Source organism: Klenkia terrae (genome assembly GCF_037083865.1).
GTDB lineage: Bacteria > Actinomycetota > Actinomycetes > Mycobacteriales > Geodermatophilaceae > Klenkia > Klenkia terrae.
Genome location: NZ_JBAPLV010000028.1, coordinates 45,750 through 60,159, shown reverse-complemented (window position 1 = coordinate 60,159; position 14,410 = coordinate 45,750). Strand labels below are relative to the sequence as shown.

At 74.7% G+C, this 14,410-nt stretch carries 17 protein-coding genes; 15 read left to right on the top strand and 2 right to left on the bottom strand.

The annotated features are described in order from the left end of the window. Positions 1 to 156 precede the first annotated feature (156 nt). From UXQ13_RS20075 to UXQ13_RS20005, 15 genes are all read left to right on the top strand, one after another. Positions 157 to 1,161 carry an SDR family oxidoreductase gene (locus UXQ13_RS20075; protein WP_336392842.1) on the top strand — a complete coding sequence of 335 codons (1,005 nt, stop codon included), beginning with the start codon at positions 157 to 159 and terminating at the stop codon, positions 1,159 to 1,161. A 58-nt stretch (positions 1,162 to 1,219) separates the two neighbouring features. Then, positions 1,220 to 1,534 carry an EthD family reductase gene (locus tag UXQ13_RS20070; RefSeq protein WP_225235126.1) on the top strand — a complete coding sequence of 105 codons (315 nt, stop codon included), beginning with the start codon at positions 1,220 to 1,222 and terminating at the stop codon, positions 1,532 to 1,534. 66 nt (positions 1,535 to 1,600) lie between these two features. Next, positions 1,601 to 2,416 carry a formate/nitrite transporter family protein gene (locus UXQ13_RS20065; protein WP_336392841.1) on the top strand — a complete coding sequence of 272 codons (816 nt, stop codon included), beginning with the start codon at positions 1,601 to 1,603 and terminating at the stop codon, positions 2,414 to 2,416. Between the two features lie 4 nt (positions 2,417 to 2,420). Continuing rightward, positions 2,421 to 3,113, top strand: coding sequence for a DUF6308 family protein (locus tag UXQ13_RS20060; RefSeq protein ID WP_336392840.1), 693 nt, complete (start codon positions 2,421 to 2,423; stop codon positions 3,111 to 3,113). A 5-nt stretch (positions 3,114 to 3,118) separates the two neighbouring features. Continuing rightward, on the top strand, positions 3,119 to 4,081 hold the full coding sequence (locus UXQ13_RS20055; RefSeq protein WP_336392839.1) for an SDR family NAD(P)-dependent oxidoreductase: 963 nt from the start codon (positions 3,119 to 3,121) through the stop codon (positions 4,079 to 4,081). 15 nt (positions 4,082 to 4,096) lie between these two features. After that, complete coding sequence (locus UXQ13_RS20050; protein ID WP_225235122.1) at positions 4,097 to 5,128, top strand: glutathione S-transferase family protein; 1,032 nt, start codon at positions 4,097 to 4,099, stop codon at positions 5,126 to 5,128. Positions 5,129 to 5,151: 23 nt separating this feature from the next. Then, positions 5,152 to 6,258, top strand: coding sequence for a WD40 repeat domain-containing protein (locus UXQ13_RS20045; RefSeq protein ID WP_336392838.1), 1,107 nt, complete (start codon positions 5,152 to 5,154; stop codon positions 6,256 to 6,258). A 13-nt stretch (positions 6,259 to 6,271) separates the two neighbouring features. Beyond that, positions 6,272 to 7,054, top strand: a complete 783-nt coding sequence (locus UXQ13_RS20040) for an SDR family NAD(P)-dependent oxidoreductase (RefSeq protein WP_225235120.1) — start codon at positions 6,272 to 6,274, stop codon at positions 7,052 to 7,054. A gap of 61 nt (positions 7,055 to 7,115) precedes the next feature. After that, a complete protein-coding gene (locus UXQ13_RS20035; RefSeq protein WP_225235119.1) occupies positions 7,116 to 7,454 on the top strand; it encodes an EthD family reductase in 339 nt (112 codons plus the stop codon). After that, positions 7,451 to 8,185 carry an SDR family oxidoreductase gene (locus UXQ13_RS20030; RefSeq protein WP_225235118.1) on the top strand — a complete coding sequence of 245 codons (735 nt, stop codon included), beginning with the start codon at positions 7,451 to 7,453 and terminating at the stop codon, positions 8,183 to 8,185. Before UXQ13_RS20035 ends, UXQ13_RS20030 begins: the two co-directional genes overlap by 4 nt. Before the next feature lie 67 nt (positions 8,186 to 8,252). Then, the gene (locus UXQ13_RS20025) at positions 8,253 to 8,630 is read left to right on the top strand and encodes a Zn-ribbon domain-containing OB-fold protein (protein ID WP_225235117.1); all 378 of its coding nucleotides are present in this window, start codon (positions 8,253 to 8,255) and stop codon (positions 8,628 to 8,630) included. Then, positions 8,627 to 9,748, top strand: a complete 1,122-nt coding sequence (locus tag UXQ13_RS20020; protein ID WP_225235116.1) for a thiolase family protein — start codon at positions 8,627 to 8,629, stop codon at positions 9,746 to 9,748. The genes UXQ13_RS20025 and UXQ13_RS20020 overlap by 4 nt, the downstream gene beginning before the upstream one ends. Further along, the gene (locus UXQ13_RS20015; protein WP_225235115.1) at positions 9,745 to 10,968 is read left to right on the top strand and encodes a cytochrome P450; all 1,224 of its coding nucleotides are present in this window, start codon (positions 9,745 to 9,747) and stop codon (positions 10,966 to 10,968) included. Before UXQ13_RS20020 ends, UXQ13_RS20015 begins: the two co-directional genes overlap by 4 nt. Beyond that, the gene (locus tag UXQ13_RS20010) at positions 10,965 to 11,180 is read left to right on the top strand and encodes a ferredoxin (RefSeq protein WP_225235114.1); all 216 of its coding nucleotides are present in this window, start codon (positions 10,965 to 10,967) and stop codon (positions 11,178 to 11,180) included. Before UXQ13_RS20015 ends, UXQ13_RS20010 begins: the two co-directional genes overlap by 4 nt. Further along, positions 11,177 to 12,583 (top strand): phenylacetate--CoA ligase family protein, encoded by a 1,407-nt coding sequence (locus tag UXQ13_RS20005; protein ID WP_225235113.1) that lies wholly within the window; start codon positions 11,177 to 11,179, stop codon positions 12,581 to 12,583. Before UXQ13_RS20010 ends, UXQ13_RS20005 begins: the two co-directional genes overlap by 4 nt. A 6-nt stretch (positions 12,584 to 12,589) precedes the next feature. Here the strand turns inward: UXQ13_RS20005 and UXQ13_RS20000 are convergent, their stop codons facing one another. Both UXQ13_RS20000 and UXQ13_RS19995 read right to left on the bottom strand, forming a co-directional pair. Further along, the gene (locus UXQ13_RS20000) at positions 12,590 to 13,171 is read right to left on the bottom strand and encodes a TetR/AcrR family transcriptional regulator (protein WP_225235112.1); all 582 of its coding nucleotides are present in this window, start codon (positions 13,169 to 13,171) and stop codon (positions 12,590 to 12,592) included. Positions 13,172 to 13,253: 82 nt separating this feature from the next. Continuing rightward, a complete protein-coding gene (locus UXQ13_RS19995; RefSeq protein WP_225235111.1) occupies positions 13,254 to 14,363 on the bottom strand; it encodes an LLM class flavin-dependent oxidoreductase in 1,110 nt (369 codons plus the stop codon). Positions 14,364 to 14,410 lie beyond the last annotated feature (47 nt).

Genomic DNA, 14,410 nt, shown 5'->3' with positions numbered 1-14,410 from the left:
GAAGCACGGCACCTACGCCAGCGAAGTCCTCGAGGGCACCGGCAAGCGCGCCGGCGCGAACGACCCCGACCCCACCTGAGCAGCGGCGGGGGGCGTGAGCCCCCCGCCCTCCGGGGTAGGTGGCGAGCACCGTCCGCCCAGCCCAGGAGTGCCCGCATGCCACGAACCGTCGTCGTCACCGGAGCGAGCGGGGGCATCGGACGGGCCACCGCGGTCGAGTTCGGCCGCCGCGGGGACCAGGTCGCCCTGCTGGCCCGGGGCGAGGTCGGCCTGGCCGCCGCCGCCGACGAGGTCCGGGCCGCCGGTGGGACAGCTCTGGTCGTGCCGGTGGACGTCGCCGACGCCGACGCCGTCGAGGCCGCCGCGATCCGGGTCGAGGCCGAGCTCGGCGAGATCGACATCTGGGTCAACGTGGCGTTCACCGCCGCGTTCGCCCCGTTCCACGAGCTGACCCCCGCCGAGTACGCCCGGGTGACGCAGGTCAGCTACCTCGGCTTCGTGCACGGCACGATGGCCGCGCTCAAGCACATGCGCCCGCGCGACCGCGGCGTCATCGTGCAGACCGGGTCGGCGCTGGGCCGCCGCGGCATCCCCCTGCAGAGCGCGTACTGCGGCGCCAAGCACGCGGTGAAGGGGTTCACCGAGTCGGTGCTCACCGAGCTCAAGGCCGAGGGCAGCAACGTGCACATCACCCGGGTCGACCTGCCCGGGGTGAACACCCCGCAGTTCAGCTGGGTGCTGAACAAGATGCCCAAGCGCCCGCAGCCGGTGGCGCCCATCTACGCCCCGGAGCTGATGGGCCGCGCGATGGTGCACGCCGCCGAGCACCCGCGCCGCCGGGCCTGGTGGATCGGCACCCCGACGGTCTACACCGTGCTCGGCGCCGAGGTCTGGCCCCAGTTCATGGACTGGTACCTCTCCCGCAGCGGCGTCGACGGCCAGCTGACCGACGTCGACGCCTCCGCCGACGACCCGGTGAACCTGTACGAGCCCGCCGACGGCGCGGGTGGACGGGACTTCGGCGCCGAGGGCCGGTTCAGCGACCAGCAGTGGACCTGGGACGCCCAGATCTGGGCCAGCCGGTACCACGGCACGGTGGCCGCGGTCGCCGGTGCCGGGCTGCTCGCCGGTGCCTCCGCGCTGCTCCGCCGCCGCTCCTGACCCGTGGTCTGATGGGCGTCCCGGGCACCGACGCCCGGGACACCCCCGGAGGTAGCCCGTGACCCACCGCCTGCTCGTGACCTACGGCCAGCCCACCGACCCCGCCGCGTTCGACGCGCACTACCGCGACGTGCACGCCGGCCTGGCGCAGGCCATCCCCGGGCTGGTCCGGTTCTCCACCGGGCACGCCGAATCCATGGACGGCTCGCCGTCCCCGGCCTACCTGGTCGCCGAGCTGGACTTCGAGTCCGCCGAGGCGATGGGCTCCGGGATGAGCTCGGAGGCCGGGCGGGCCGCCGGCGCCGACGTCGCCACCTTCGCCTCGGGCGGCGCCACGATGGTGCACTTCGAGGTCCAGGACGCGACCCCCTGAGCCAAGGGCGGGGCCGAACCCAACCGGCCCCGCCCCCGCGAGCACGTCACCCACCGAGGAGCACCCATGAGCGACACCCGGGCAGACCTCGGTGAGCACGACGAGCCGGCCGAGGACCAGGTGGTCGACGCCTTCGCCGCGATCGTCGCCGAGGGCAGCCAGCGGCTGCACCGCAGCTGGCGGGAGGTGCTGACCACCGGGCTGGCCGGCGGTCTGGAGGTCGGCACCGGTGTGCTCGCCCTGCTGGCCGTGTACGCGGAGACCGGCAGCCACCTGCTGGCCGGGATCGCGTTCAGCATCGGCCTGATCGCCCTGCTGCTGGCCCGCAGCGAGCTGTTCACCGAGGGCTTCCTGGTGCCGGTGACCGCGGTCGCGGCCAAGCGGGCCAGCGTCGCGCAGCTGGGCAAGCTGTGGGGCGGCACCCTGGTCGCGAACCTCGCCGGCGGCTGGCTGGTGATGTGGCTGGTGGTGCACGCCCTGCCCGACCTCGGCGCCACCGCCGTCGAGTCGGCCGTGCACTTCGTCGACGCCCCGCTGGACCTGCAGTCGATCTGCCTGGGGGTGCTGGCCGGCAGCGTGCTGACCCTGATGACCCGCATGCAGCACGGCACGGAGTCCGACCCGGCCAAGATCGTGGCCGCGGTCGCCGCCGGGTTCCTGCTGGCCGGGCTGCAGCTGTTCCACTCCATCCTGGACTCGCTGATCGTCTTCGCGGCGCTGATCAGCGGTGCCCCGTTCGGCTACGGCGACTGGCTGGCCTGGTTCTGGTACGTCGCGCTGGCCAACATGGCCGGTGGGCTGCTCGTGGTCACCGCGCTGCGGCTGGTCCGGAGCAAGGACCTCCTCGAGCAGGAGCGCGCCGAGGCCGAGTCGGAGGCCTGACCCGGTGCGCGCCCTCGTGCTCCCCAGCGCCGGCCCGGACCCGCTGCCGCCGGACGTCGCGCGGGCCGCCGTCCGCGGCTACCAGGGCGGACGACGTCCGCTGTGGTTCCGACCACCGGGGACCCGCGACGGACGGTGGGTCGAGCTGCCGGCGTTCGGCTGGGCCCGGTTCGACCGGGCGGCGGGCGGCAGCGACGACGCCGACCTGCTGGCCGCCGAGGGCCTGCACGGCCGCCTCGACCCCACCGCGCACGCCGCGGTCGCCGACGCGCTGGTCCGGGTGCGCCCGGTGGTCGACGCCGCGGTCGAGCGGGCCGCCGGGCGGGCGTTCGGGGAGCTGCCCGACGACGAGCTGTCGGTGCTGGGCGAGCCCGGCACCGTCGGCGCCGCCCTGCGACAGGTGCAGCGCGAGCCGCACTTCCCGCACCTGTCCGCCGCGCTGCACCACCGGCACCCGGCCCTGGTCCCGCACGTCGACCGGCTCACCCGGCTGCAGCTGCTCCCGCACGTCGAGGAGGGCGACAGCGACCTGCACGCCGTCGTGCACCGCGAACTCCGGGCCAACGAGGCCGCCTTCGCCGAGCTGTCCGCGGAGTCCGGGCTGACCCCGCTCCGGCTGCACGACGTCCTGGTCTGGCTGTCGGGCAGCCTCCGGCTGACCCATGCGGTTGCCCTCGGCCGGCGAGGGGCACAGTGACGGTCATGCCCCTGATCACCACCTCGTTCGACGCCACCAGCACCGCCGCCGACGTCGTCGCCGGCCACGACCTCAGCGGCACCCGCGCGGTCGTCACCGGCGGCGGGTCCGGCATCGGGGTCGAGACCGTCCGCGCGCTGGCCTCGGCCGGCGCCGAGGTCACCATCGCCGTACGCGACCCCGAGCAGGGGGCCCGCGCCGCCCAGGACGTCGCCGGCACCACCGGGAGCACCACGCTGCGGGTCGCCCGCCTGGACCTGCTGGACCTGGACTCGGTCGCGGCCTTCGTCGCCGACTGGGACGGGCCGCTGGACCTGCTGGTCAACAACGCCGGCGTCATGGCCCTCCCCCAGCTCACCCTGACCGACCGCGGCTGGGAGACCCAGTTCGCCACCAACCACCTGGGCCACTTCGCGCTCACCACCGGGCTGCACGGCGCGCTCGCCGCGGCCTCGGACGGCGCGCGCATCGTGTCGGTGTCCTCCACGGGCCACCTGCGCTCGCCCGTGCACTTCGACGACATCCACTTCGCGCAGCGCGAGTACGACGCCTGGCAGGCCTACGGCCAGTCCAAGACGGCGAACGTGCTGCTGGCGGTCGAGGCCACCCGCCGCTGGGCCGACGACGGCATCGTGGCCAACGCGCTCATGCCCGGCGGGATCATGACCAACCTGCAGCGGCACGTGTCCCAGGACGTCCTCGACGGCTGGGACAAGGCCCAGCGCGAGGGCACCGTCGTCTTCAAGACCACCGAGCAGGGTGCCGCGACCACGCTGGTCGCCGCCGTCGCCCCGGAGTTCGCCACCGGCGGGCACTACCTGGAGGACTGCGTCGAGGCGCCGACCGTCGCCGACGACGCGACCGGCGTGCGGGCCGGCGTGCGGGCCTACGCCCTGGACCCCGGCAACGCGCAGCGGCTCTGGGAGGTCAGCGAGGAGCACCTCGCCCAGCGGCCCGACGCCGACTGAGCGACGCTGACGATCGTGAGCAACGACAAGGGCTACGTCGAGCCCGGCAAGTCCTTCGAGCGGGACACCAACTACATCGAGGACCGCATCCTCGCCGACGGCTCCCAGGGCTGGCCGGTGGAGGCCGACCGGTACCGCCTGGTCGTCGCCCGGGCCTGCCCGTGGGCCAACCGCGCGACGATCGTGCGCCGGCTGCTGGGCCTGGAGTCCGCGTTCTCGATGGGCATCTGCGGACCGACCCACGACAAGGACAGCTGGACCTTCGACCTGGACCCGGGCGGCCGGGACCCGGTGCTGGGCTACGAGCGGCTGCAGGAGGCGTTCTTCGCCCGCGACCCGGAGTACCCGCGCGGCATCACGGTGCCGGCGATGGTCGACCTGCCCACCAAGGCCGTGGTCACCAACGACTTCGCCCAGATGACGCTGGACTTCTCCACCGAGTGGACGGCGTTCCACCGCGACGGCGCGCCCGACCTCTACCCCGAGCACCTGCGGGACGAGATGGACGACGTCATGAAGCGGGTGTTCACCGAGATCAACAACGGGGTCTACCGCTGCGGCTTCGCCGGCTCGCAGGAGTCCTACGCCAGCGCCTACGACCGGCTGTTCACCGCGCTGGACTGGGTCAGCGAGCGGCTGGAGAGCCGCCGCTACCTGATGGGCGACACCATCACCGAGGCCGACGTCCGGCTGTTCACCACCCTGGCCCGCTTCGACGCGGTCTACCACGGCCACTTCAAGTGCAACCGGACCAAGCTGACCGAGATGCCGGTGCTGTGGGCCTACGCCCGGGACCTGTTCCAGACCCCCGGGTTCGGCGACACCACCGACTTCCCGCAGATCAAGCGGCACTACTACATCGTCCACGCCGACATCAACCCGACGCAGATCGTGCCGGTCGGCCCGGACACCTCGGTCTGGCTGACCCCGCACCACCGCGAGGAGCTGGGCGGTTCGCCGTTCGGCGACGGCACCCCGCCCGGCCCGGTGGCCGCCGGCGAGGAGGTGCCGGAGTCCGAGGGCCCCGGCGGCTCCACGTCGTACTGAGGCCGGCCACGGTGGCCACCCGGGTGCGGCTCCTCCTGCCCGTCGCGGCGCTGACCCTGGTGGCCGGCTGCACCTCCTTCGCCGACGCACCCACCGGCACGAGCAGCTCGTCGGCCACGGCCACGACGACCCCCACGGCGACGAGCGCCGCCGCCGACGGCCCGCTCGCGGTCACCGACGAGGTCGACCTCGGGCGGTCGGCCGCCGACGTCACCGGTGCCCGGGTGGCCGCCGACCGGGACGGGTACGCCGTCCTGCTGCAGGGCGGGGCGGGCGGCACCGTCCTCACCCCGGACGGCGCCACGGGCGTCACCGGCACGGTGCTCACCGACGTGGCCCTGGTCGACGGCGACCCCGTGGCCGCCGCGCTGACCGCCGGCGCCGTCGACCCCGACCCGGCGGTCGGCGTGCTGCTGGCCGCGGGCTCCACGGCCCTGCCGACGGACCTGGCGCCCGCGGTCGCCGCACCCCGGGGTCTGCCGGTGCTCGCCGCGACCGGCGGCGACCAGCTGTTCCTGCTCGCCGAGACCCCGGACGGCGTGGGCGCGCAGGTGCTCGCGGTGGACCCGGCGACCGCCGAGGTGCTCGCCACGACCGACCTGGACCTGGAGGTCGACGGCGCCACCGCGGTCGAGCTGGTCGGCCTGGTCCCGGCCGGGGACGGCGGCGTGGTGGCCGGTCTGGGCGTCACGACCCCGGACGAGGAGGTCGTCGCCCGGCTGGTCGAGCTCGACGCCGACCTGGAGCCCGTCGGCCGGGCCACCGGACCGGAGGGACGGCTGGTCGGGCTGACCGGCGACGCCGGCACGGCCCGCGCGCTGGTCGAGGCACCCGACGGCACCCTGCGGCTGTTCGGGCCGCAGGGCGGGCGCGAGCAGGGCGACCTCGGTGCCGGCAGCCGGGTGGCCGGGGTCGCGGCGTACTCCTCGAGCGCGGGGACCGTCGTGGTCACCGCGTTCCTGGACCAGCCGCGGCCGACCGTCGTGGTCACCGCGCCCGACGGTGACCCGACCACGCTCGAGCTGTGCGACGGGGACGGCGACGCGCTGGCCGTCGCCGCGGCGGGCGACGGCACCTTCCTGGTGGCCGGCACCTGCGACGGGGAGAGCCGGCTCTGGACCCTGGGCTGACACCATCCCGGGCATGACCGCCTCCCTGCCTGCGCTGTTCGACCTGACCGGCCGGACGGCGGTCGTCACGGGGGCGTCCTCCGGGCTCGGCACGACGTTCGCGGCCGCCCTGGCCGGGGCCGGGGCATCGGTCGTGGTGACCGGACGGCGGGCCGACCTGCTCGCGGACGTGGCCGACGGGCTCCGCGCGGCCGGCGCCGTCTGCGTCCCGGTGGTGGCCGACGTGCGGCTGCCGGCCGACTGCGCCCGCGTGGTGCAGGCCGCGCTCGACGAGACCGGCCGGGTCGACGTGCTGGTCAACAACGCCGGCACCGGCCACGGCGCCCGGGCGCTCACCGAGGACCCCGCCGCCTTCGAGGCGGTCCTGGCCACCAACCTGGCCGGTGCGCACCACATGGCCCAGGCCGTGGCCCGCGCGATGGTCGCCGCCGGGCACGGCGGGTCGGTCGTCAACGTGTCCTCCGCGCTCGCGCTGGCCGTCGGCGACGTGCCGCAGGCCGCCTACACGGCGTCCAAGGCGGGCCTGCTGGGCCTGACCCGTGACCTCGCGATGCAGTGGACCGCCCGGTACGGGATCCGGGTCAACGCGCTGGCCCCGGGCTTCTTCCCGTCCGGGATGACCGCGCCGCTGCTCGGGTCGGAGAAGGGCGCGGCCGGGGTGCTGGCCCGCACCCCCGTCGGCCGGGTTGGCCGGCCCGAGGAGCTCGTCGGCCCGCTGCTGCTGCTCGCCTCGGACGCCGGGTCGTACATGACCGGCGCGACGGTGGCCGTCGACGGCGGCTGGTCCATGCACTGACCCTTGCCCGACCGTCCGTTTGTTCATAGCCTCCTGTGATCCACCTCACCCAGGAGTGCCCGTGTACAAGCTCATCGCGATCTGGTCCGCCCCCCGCCCCGAGGACGCCGAGGCGTTCGAGGAGCACTACCGCACGGTGCACCTGCCCGCGGCCGCCCGGACCCCCGGGATGACCCGGCTGGTCGCCGTCCGCACCGACAGCGGGCTGGAGGGCGGGGAGTCCGCGTTCTGGCGCGTGGCCGAGCTGCACTTCGACACCAAGGCCGAGCTCGAGGCCGCCGAGCACTCCGACGCCTGGGGGGCGATGCGGGCCGACGCCGGCGGGATGATCGAGCGCTTCGGAGTCACGCTCACCGTGGGCATGGGCCAGGAGCAGGACGCCGAGCTGACGCCGGCATGACCGTCCTGGTGACCGGCGGGTCCTCCGGCATCGGTCGCGCGGTCGCCGAGCACTGGGGCTCGCTCGGGCACGACGTCGTCGTCAACTTCCACTCCGACGACGCCGCGGCCGCCGAGACCGCCCGGCTGGTGACCGCCGCCGGCGGCACCCCGCACCTGGTCAAGGCCGACGTCGGCACCGCCGACGGGGTGGCCTCGATCGCCGACGCCGTCCGCGGCCTGACCGACTCCCTCGACCTCTACGTGCACTGCGCCGCCCTGGCGGTCACCGGCAGGGCGCTGGAGATCGACCCGGTCCAGCTCGCCCGGGCCATCGCGGTGAACGGCACGTCGCTGGTCCCGCTGACCCAGAGCCTGCTGCCGGTCCTGCAGCGCGGGTCGAGCCTGGTCTACGTCAGCAGCCGGGGAGCCCGGTCCTATGTGCCGAGCTACGTCGCCCTGGGCCCGACCAAGTCCCTCGGCGAGGCCCTCGTCCGCTACCTGGCCGTCGAGCTCGCCCCGCGCGGGGTCCGCGCCAACACCGTCGCCGCCGGCCCGCTGGACACCCCCGCGTTCCGCACGATGTTCGGCGACCTGGCGCAGACCCGGCTGGACGCGGCGGCCGCCGCCAACCCCAGCGGGCGGGGCCTGACGGTGGCCGACGTGGTCGGCGCGGTCGCGTGGGTGGCCTCGCCGGCGGCGTCGATGGTGCAGGGCCAGACCGTGATGGTGGACGGCGGCCTGTCGCTCTGATGCCGCCCTGGACAGCAAACGGCCGTTTGCCTACGGTGTGGGGCATGCCACACGGGACGCAGCCCTCGTGACCGCCCCGACCACCGGCCCCGGGACCGACCCGCGCCCGCAGGTCGTCGGCACCGACGACGGCCCCGCCGTGGCGGGCGTCCGCTGCACCGCCTGCGGGCACCCGTCGGCCTTCCCCCGGCCGCGCTGCCCGGCCTGCCGCGGCCCCGTCGTCCCCGCGCTGTTCGGGCCCACCGGGCGGGTCTGGAGCTCCACCGTCGTGCGCATCCCGGTGCCCGGCCGCACCCCGCCGTACGCCCTGGCCTACGTGGACCTGGACGACGGGCCGCGGGTGCTGGCCGGCGCCGAGGGCGACGCGGCGCTGGCGATGGACACCCCGGTGCGGCTGCTGCCCGCCGACCCGGCCGGCGACGTCCGCGTGGCGGTGGTCCGGTGACCGTCGCCGTCCACGGGGTGGGCACCTCGCACTTCGGCCGCCAGCCGGGCCGGACCCTCACCGACCTGGCCTGGGACGCCGTCCGGGAGGCCCTGGCCGACGCCGGGACCGAGGACGTCGACGCGGTCTGGGTGGGCACCGTGTTCGGCGCCCCCGGCGTCGCGCAGCGCGTGCTGCATGCCCTGGGCATCACCGACGTGCCCGTGGTGACGGTGGAGAACGCCTGCGCCAGCGGGACGACGGCGTTCCTCGAGGCGCACGAGTCGGTGCGCACCGGGCGGTACCGGCGGGTGCTGGCGCTGGGCCTGGAGCAGATGAGCACCGCCTTCGACGGCGCCATCACCCCGGAGCCCACCGACGCCGAGGGCCTGTCCGGCCTGGCCATGCCGGCGCTCTACGCGATGGCCGCCCACCGCTACCTGGAGACCGGTGCCGCCACGCTCGAGCAGCTCGCCGCGGTGTCGGTGAAGAACCACGCGGTCGCCGAGCACAACGACCGCGCCCAGTACGCCGGTCGGTACACCGTGGAGCAGGTGCTGGCCTCGCGGATGATCGCCGACCCGCTGACCCTGCTGCAGTGCTGCCCCACCTCCGACGGGGCCGCCGCGGCCGTGCTGGCACCGGCCGACGGCTCCCCCGACGAGGTCCTCGTCCGCGGGCTGGGGTTCCGGTCGGGGTCGCTGTGGGACCACCGCTCCGCGCACGTGTGGGGCTACGACCTGGTGGCCGCCACTGCGGCCGACGCCTTCGCGCAGGCCGGGACCGGGCCCGACGACGTCGACGTGTTCGAGGTGCACGACGCCTTCACCGTCGGCGAGGTCGCCACCACCGAGGCGCTGGGCATCGTCCCGCCCGGGGACGGCGGGGCGGCCGCGGCCGCGGGGGTGACCGCGGTCGGCGGCGCGCGGCCGGTGAACCCCTCGGGCGGGCTGCTCTCCCGCGGTCACCCGCTGGGCGCCACCGGCCTGGCCCAGGTGGCCGAGGTGGTGTGGCAGCTGCGCGGGCGGGCCGGCGGGCGCCAGGTCGAGGGGGCCCGGACCGGGCTGGTCGAGACGATGGGCGGCGGCGTCAGCGGCATCGACGGCAACGGCTGCGTCGTGGCGGTGCTGGCCCGGTGACCGCCGTCGAGCTCGACCTGTTCAGCCCGGCCGCCGTGGCCGACCCGTACGCGGTGTTCGACCACCTGCGCGACACCGACCCGGTGCACTGGAGCCCGCGGTACCGGTCCTGGATCGTCACCCGCCACGCCGACGTGTCCGCCGCGCTGCGCGACGCGCGGTTCTCCTCCGACCGGATCAGCCCCTTCGTCGACGCCAAGCTGTCCGGGCCCGACGCCGACCCGGCCCTGCGGCAGACCTTCGCCGTGCTGGCCGACTGGATGGTCTTCAAGGACCCGCCCGACCACACCCGGCTGCGCCGGCTGCTGCGCACCGCGTTCACCCCGCGCTCGGTGGCCGCGCTCGAGCCACGGGTCCGGGCGCTGTCCGACGAGCTGCTCGACGCCGTCGCCGGTGCGGGCCGGGCCGACCTCGTCGGCTCCTACGCCTACCCGCTCACCGCGGCGGTGATCGCCGAGATGCTCGGGGTGCCCGCCGCCGACCGCGACCTGTTCAAGGGCTGGTCGGACTCCATCTCCGCGTTGGTCTTCGCCGGCCTGGGCACCCCCGAGCGGTACGAGCGCGCCGCCGACGGGATGCTCGAGCTGCGCGACTACCTCGGCGACCTGGCCGAGCGGGCCACCCGCGACCCCGGCGACGACCTGGTGTCCGCCCTCGTGCAGGCCCGGGACGACGACGACAGCCTCAGCCACGACGAGGTCATCTCCACCGGCGTGCTGCTGCTGTTCGCCGGGCACGAGACGACCACCAACCTGATCGGCAACGGCCTGCTGGCCCTGCTGCAGCACCCCGACCAGCGGGCGCTGCTGGAGTCCGGCGAGGTCGGCATCGGTCCCGCGATCGAGGAGTTCCTCCGCTACGACGGCCCGGCCAAGACCGTCGTCCGGCAGATGGCCGTCGACGTGGAGCTGGGCGGGCAGGTGCTGCGGGCCGGGCAACGGGTCTTCCTCTGCCCGCCCAGCGCCAACCGCGACCCGGCGGTCTTCGCCCGTCCCGGCGAGCTGGACCTGACCCGCCGGGAGAACCCGCACGTGGGGTTCGGCTTCGGCCTGCACTACTGCCTCGGCGCCCCGCTGGCCCGGCTGGAGGCCGGGGTGGCCATCCCGGCCGTGCTGGACCGGCTGCCGGGCCTGGAGCTCGACCCCGCGGCCGAGCTGTCCTGGGCACCGGTGCTGCTCAGCCGCGGCCTGACCGGGCTGCCGGTCCGGTGGCGGTCGTGACCGCCCGGGTCGACCGGTCCCGCTGCGTCGGGTCGGGCACCTGCACCCAGATCGCCCCGGACCTCTTCGTGCTGGAGGACGGCACGGCGCGCGTGCTGGCCCCCGGCGAGCCCGGGTCCCGGGCGGTCCGGGACGACGACCGCACCGCCGCCGACGTCGAGGAAGCAGTCGAGTCCTGCCCGGTGCAGGCCATCGAGGGAGGACCCGCATGACGACGACAGCCCCCCGGGCACGCACCCGCCGGTCGACCGCCGAGCGGCTGGCCGGTCACCGGCCGTTCTGGGACGAGGAGCGGGAGACGATGCCGCCCCGGCAGCGCGACGCCGTCGTCCTCGCCCGGGTGCAGCACCAGCTGCAGCGGGTCTACGCCGAGCTGCCGTTCTACCGGCGGCACTACGACGCGCACGGCTTCCACCCCGACCAGGTCCGGTCGCTGGAGGACTTCACCACCCTCGTGCCGGTGATCACCAAGAAGGACCTCGTGGCCGACCAGGCCGCGCACCCGCCGTTCGGCAGCTACCTGGGGGTCGACCGCGACCAGGTGGCCCGGGTGCACGGCTCGTCGGGCACCAGCGGGGTGCCGACGATGTACGGCGTCTCGCACCGGGACTGGGCCCGCTGCGGCCAGGCCATGGCGATGGGCCTGTGGTGCGCGGGCTTCCGGCCCGGCGACATGGTGCAGGTGACCTTTCCGTTCACCATGTTCTTCGGCGGCTGGGGCAACGTGCAGGCCCTGGAGCTGCTGGGCGCCGGGTGCTTCCCCACCGGCTCGATGGTCGCCACGGAGCGGCAGATCGAGTTCCTGCACGCCCTCGACGTCGACGCGGTCATCGCGACGCCGTCCTACCTCGCGCACCTGGCGCACCGGGCGGAGGAGCTCGGCACGCCGGTGCGCGACACCCGGGTGGAGCTGGCGCTGGTCGGTGGCGAGCCCGGCGGCAGCATCCCCGCCGTCCGGTCCCGGCTGCGCGAGCAGTGGGGCGACCTGGCCGTCGTCGACGGGGCGGCCGGCTCGACGTCGGAGATGTACCCGTTCCTGACCAACATCGGCTGCCTGCAGGAGCCCGGCGGCGGGGTGCACCTGTTCCAGGACGAGAACTACACCGAGGTCGTGGACCGCGACGACCCCAACGTGCCGGTCACCGTGGGGCTCCCCGGCGCGGTCGTGGCCACCCACCTCTGGCGGGAGTCGCAGCCGATGATCCGGTTCTGGACCGGCGACGAGGGCCTGCTGGACGACGCCCCGTGCCGGTGCGGCCGCACGTACCCGCGGCTCCCCCGGGGCGTCTTCGGCCGGATCGACGACATGCTGGTGATCCGGGGGGCCAACGTCTACCCCTCCGCCGTCGAGGCGGCGGTCCGGGACACCCCGGGCGCCGGCGCCGAGTTCCGGATCGTGGTCGACCGGCCGCGGGACCTGGACGAGGTGCTGGTGCTCGTCGAGCGCGGCGCGGGCCGCAGCCCGGCCGACGACCCCGCCCTGCAGGAGGCCCTGGAGGCCCGGGTCAAGCGGGCGGTCAACGTCCGCATCCCGGTGCAGGTGGTCGCCGCCGGGTCGCAGGAGGCGCAGACGTTCAAGGCCCGCCGGGTGGTCGACAACCGCCCCCGCCCCTGAGGCGGGTCAGCGGGCCGGTCGGGACCGGGAGCCGTCCAGGAAGGTCGCGCTGACCCGGTCGGCCATCTCCTCGGCCGAGGCCGGGCCGTCGGGGTCCCACCAGCGGGTCAGCCAGTTCAGCGACCCGATCAGCACGTGGCCCGCCGTCCGGACGTCGAGGTCGTCGCGCAGCGACCCCTCGGCCACCCCGGCGGCCAGGACGGCGCGGACCAGCTCGACGTACTCGTGGTCCATCGCGGCCCACTCCGGGTACCGACCCATCCCGGCGATCTCGTGCACGTACACCGCGGCGTAGACGAAGTGCTCGGCCAGCACGCCGGCGTGCACCCGGGCGATCGCGACGACCTTGCCCGGCGCGGTCCCCTCCGCGGCGACCAGGGCGCGGGTCTGCTCGAGCAGCTGCTCGGCCGGCGGTCGGACGACGGCGAAGAGCAGCTCCTCCTTGCTGGTGATGTAGTTGTAGAGGCTGCCCTTGAGCATGCCGACCTCGTCGGCGACGTCCTCCAGGGTGGCGGCGTGGTAGCCCTTCGCGCGGAACACCTTGGCCGCGGCGGCCATCACCTCGGGCCAGCGACTGGGTCGGGGCACGCACCTGTCCTCTCCACGCGCCCCGGCCCGGGGACCCGGCGGGGACGGACCATCATCCCCGCCGGGCCTGCTCGGCCGACCCTCAGGCCCTGCCGAGGGCGACGTCGGCGAGCTTGAGCCGGCGGGCCATGTGCTGGTTGCGCTGGAACTGCGGCATCACGTACCGGGCGAAGAGCTCCAGCGACCGGTTCCACTTGTCCGTGCTCACCCAGTCGCGGCTGTTGATCAGGAAGGTGCCGAACCCGCCGACGGACTCCTCGATCTCGCGGATCTGCCGGACGCAGTCCTCCGGGCTGCCGATCACCCACGGCAGCTCCTCGGCCATCCACTCGAAGGTGAGCTCGGCGTCGGGCATCTCGATGTCCTTCTTCATCAGCGCGCCCAGCCCCAGCCCCAGCAGGTACTCGTAGGACCGGTGCACCCCCTCGCGGATGTCCTTCATGGCCTGGTTCTTGTCGTCGGAGACGTAGACCTCGCGGCTGATCCGCCAGTTCGCCCGGGCACCCGCCGGGTCGAGCCCGGCCGCGGAGGCCGCGGTCGTCATCGCGTGCGCCTGCTGCTGCAGGTCGGGGGTGAACTCGTTCTTCTCCGCGAGCAGCGGGGCGAAGTACACCGACAGCGGGTTCCAGCCCCGCTCGCCGCACTTGGCGTAGTTGTGCACCCCGGTCAGGCCGGCGATCGCGAACGGCGGCGGGTCCTGGTACGGCCCGACCTGGATCTGCCGGTTCTCGTACTTCCAGTAGACGCCCTCGTAGTCCACCGGGTCCTCGCTGGTCAGCAGCTTCCAGACGATCTCGATGGCCTCGTTCATCCGCGGCGTCGCCTCCTCCGCGGGCATCTGGAACAGCGCCTTGTCGGTGGGCAGACCGCCGCCGCCGAACCCGTACTCCAGGCGGCCGTGGGTGAGGTGGTCCAGGAAGGCCAACCGCTCCGCCACGAGGAACGGCTCGTGGTAGGGCAGGTTCACCACGCCGGTGCCCAGCCGGATCCTCGACGTCAGCCCCGAAGCCTTGGCGATCATGTACTCGGCCACCGGGACGTTCTCGAACCCGCCGGTGTGGTGCTCGCCGATCCAGTACTCGTGGAAGCCGAGCTTCTCGGCCAGCACCACGTCGTCGATGTCCCGGTCGTAGGACAACGTCCAGTTCTCCTGCGGCGGGTGCTCCGGCATGGTGAAGATCCCGAACCTCATGTGCGGCGCTCCTCTGCATCGACGACGCACCCCGGTGGACGCCGTTG

What these genes read in the sequence shown, in the direction of transcription:
- UXQ13_RS19995 (WP_225235111.1), bottom strand. Translation starts at nt 14,363, where the DNA reads ATGAGGTTCGGGATCTTCACCATGCCGGAGCACCCGCCGCAGGAGAAC.
- UXQ13_RS20065 (WP_336392841.1), top strand. Translation starts at nt 1,601, where the DNA reads ATGAGCGACACCCGGGCAGACCTCGGTGAGCACGACGAGCCGGCCGAG.
- UXQ13_RS20030 (WP_225235118.1), top strand. Translation starts at nt 7,451, where the DNA reads ATGACCGTCCTGGTGACCGGCGGGTCCTCCGGCATCGGTCGCGCGGTC.
- UXQ13_RS20040 (WP_225235120.1), top strand. Translation starts at nt 6,272, where the DNA reads ATGACCGCCTCCCTGCCTGCGCTGTTCGACCTGACCGGCCGGACGGCG.
- UXQ13_RS20055 (WP_336392839.1), top strand. Translation starts at nt 3,119, where the DNA reads ATGCCCCTGATCACCACCTCGTTCGACGCCACCAGCACCGCCGCCGAC.
- UXQ13_RS20075 (WP_336392842.1), top strand. Translation starts at nt 157, where the DNA reads ATGCCACGAACCGTCGTCGTCACCGGAGCGAGCGGGGGCATCGGACGG.
- UXQ13_RS20005 (WP_225235113.1), top strand. Translation starts at nt 11,177, where the DNA reads ATGACGACGACAGCCCCCCGGGCACGCACCCGCCGGTCGACCGCCGAG.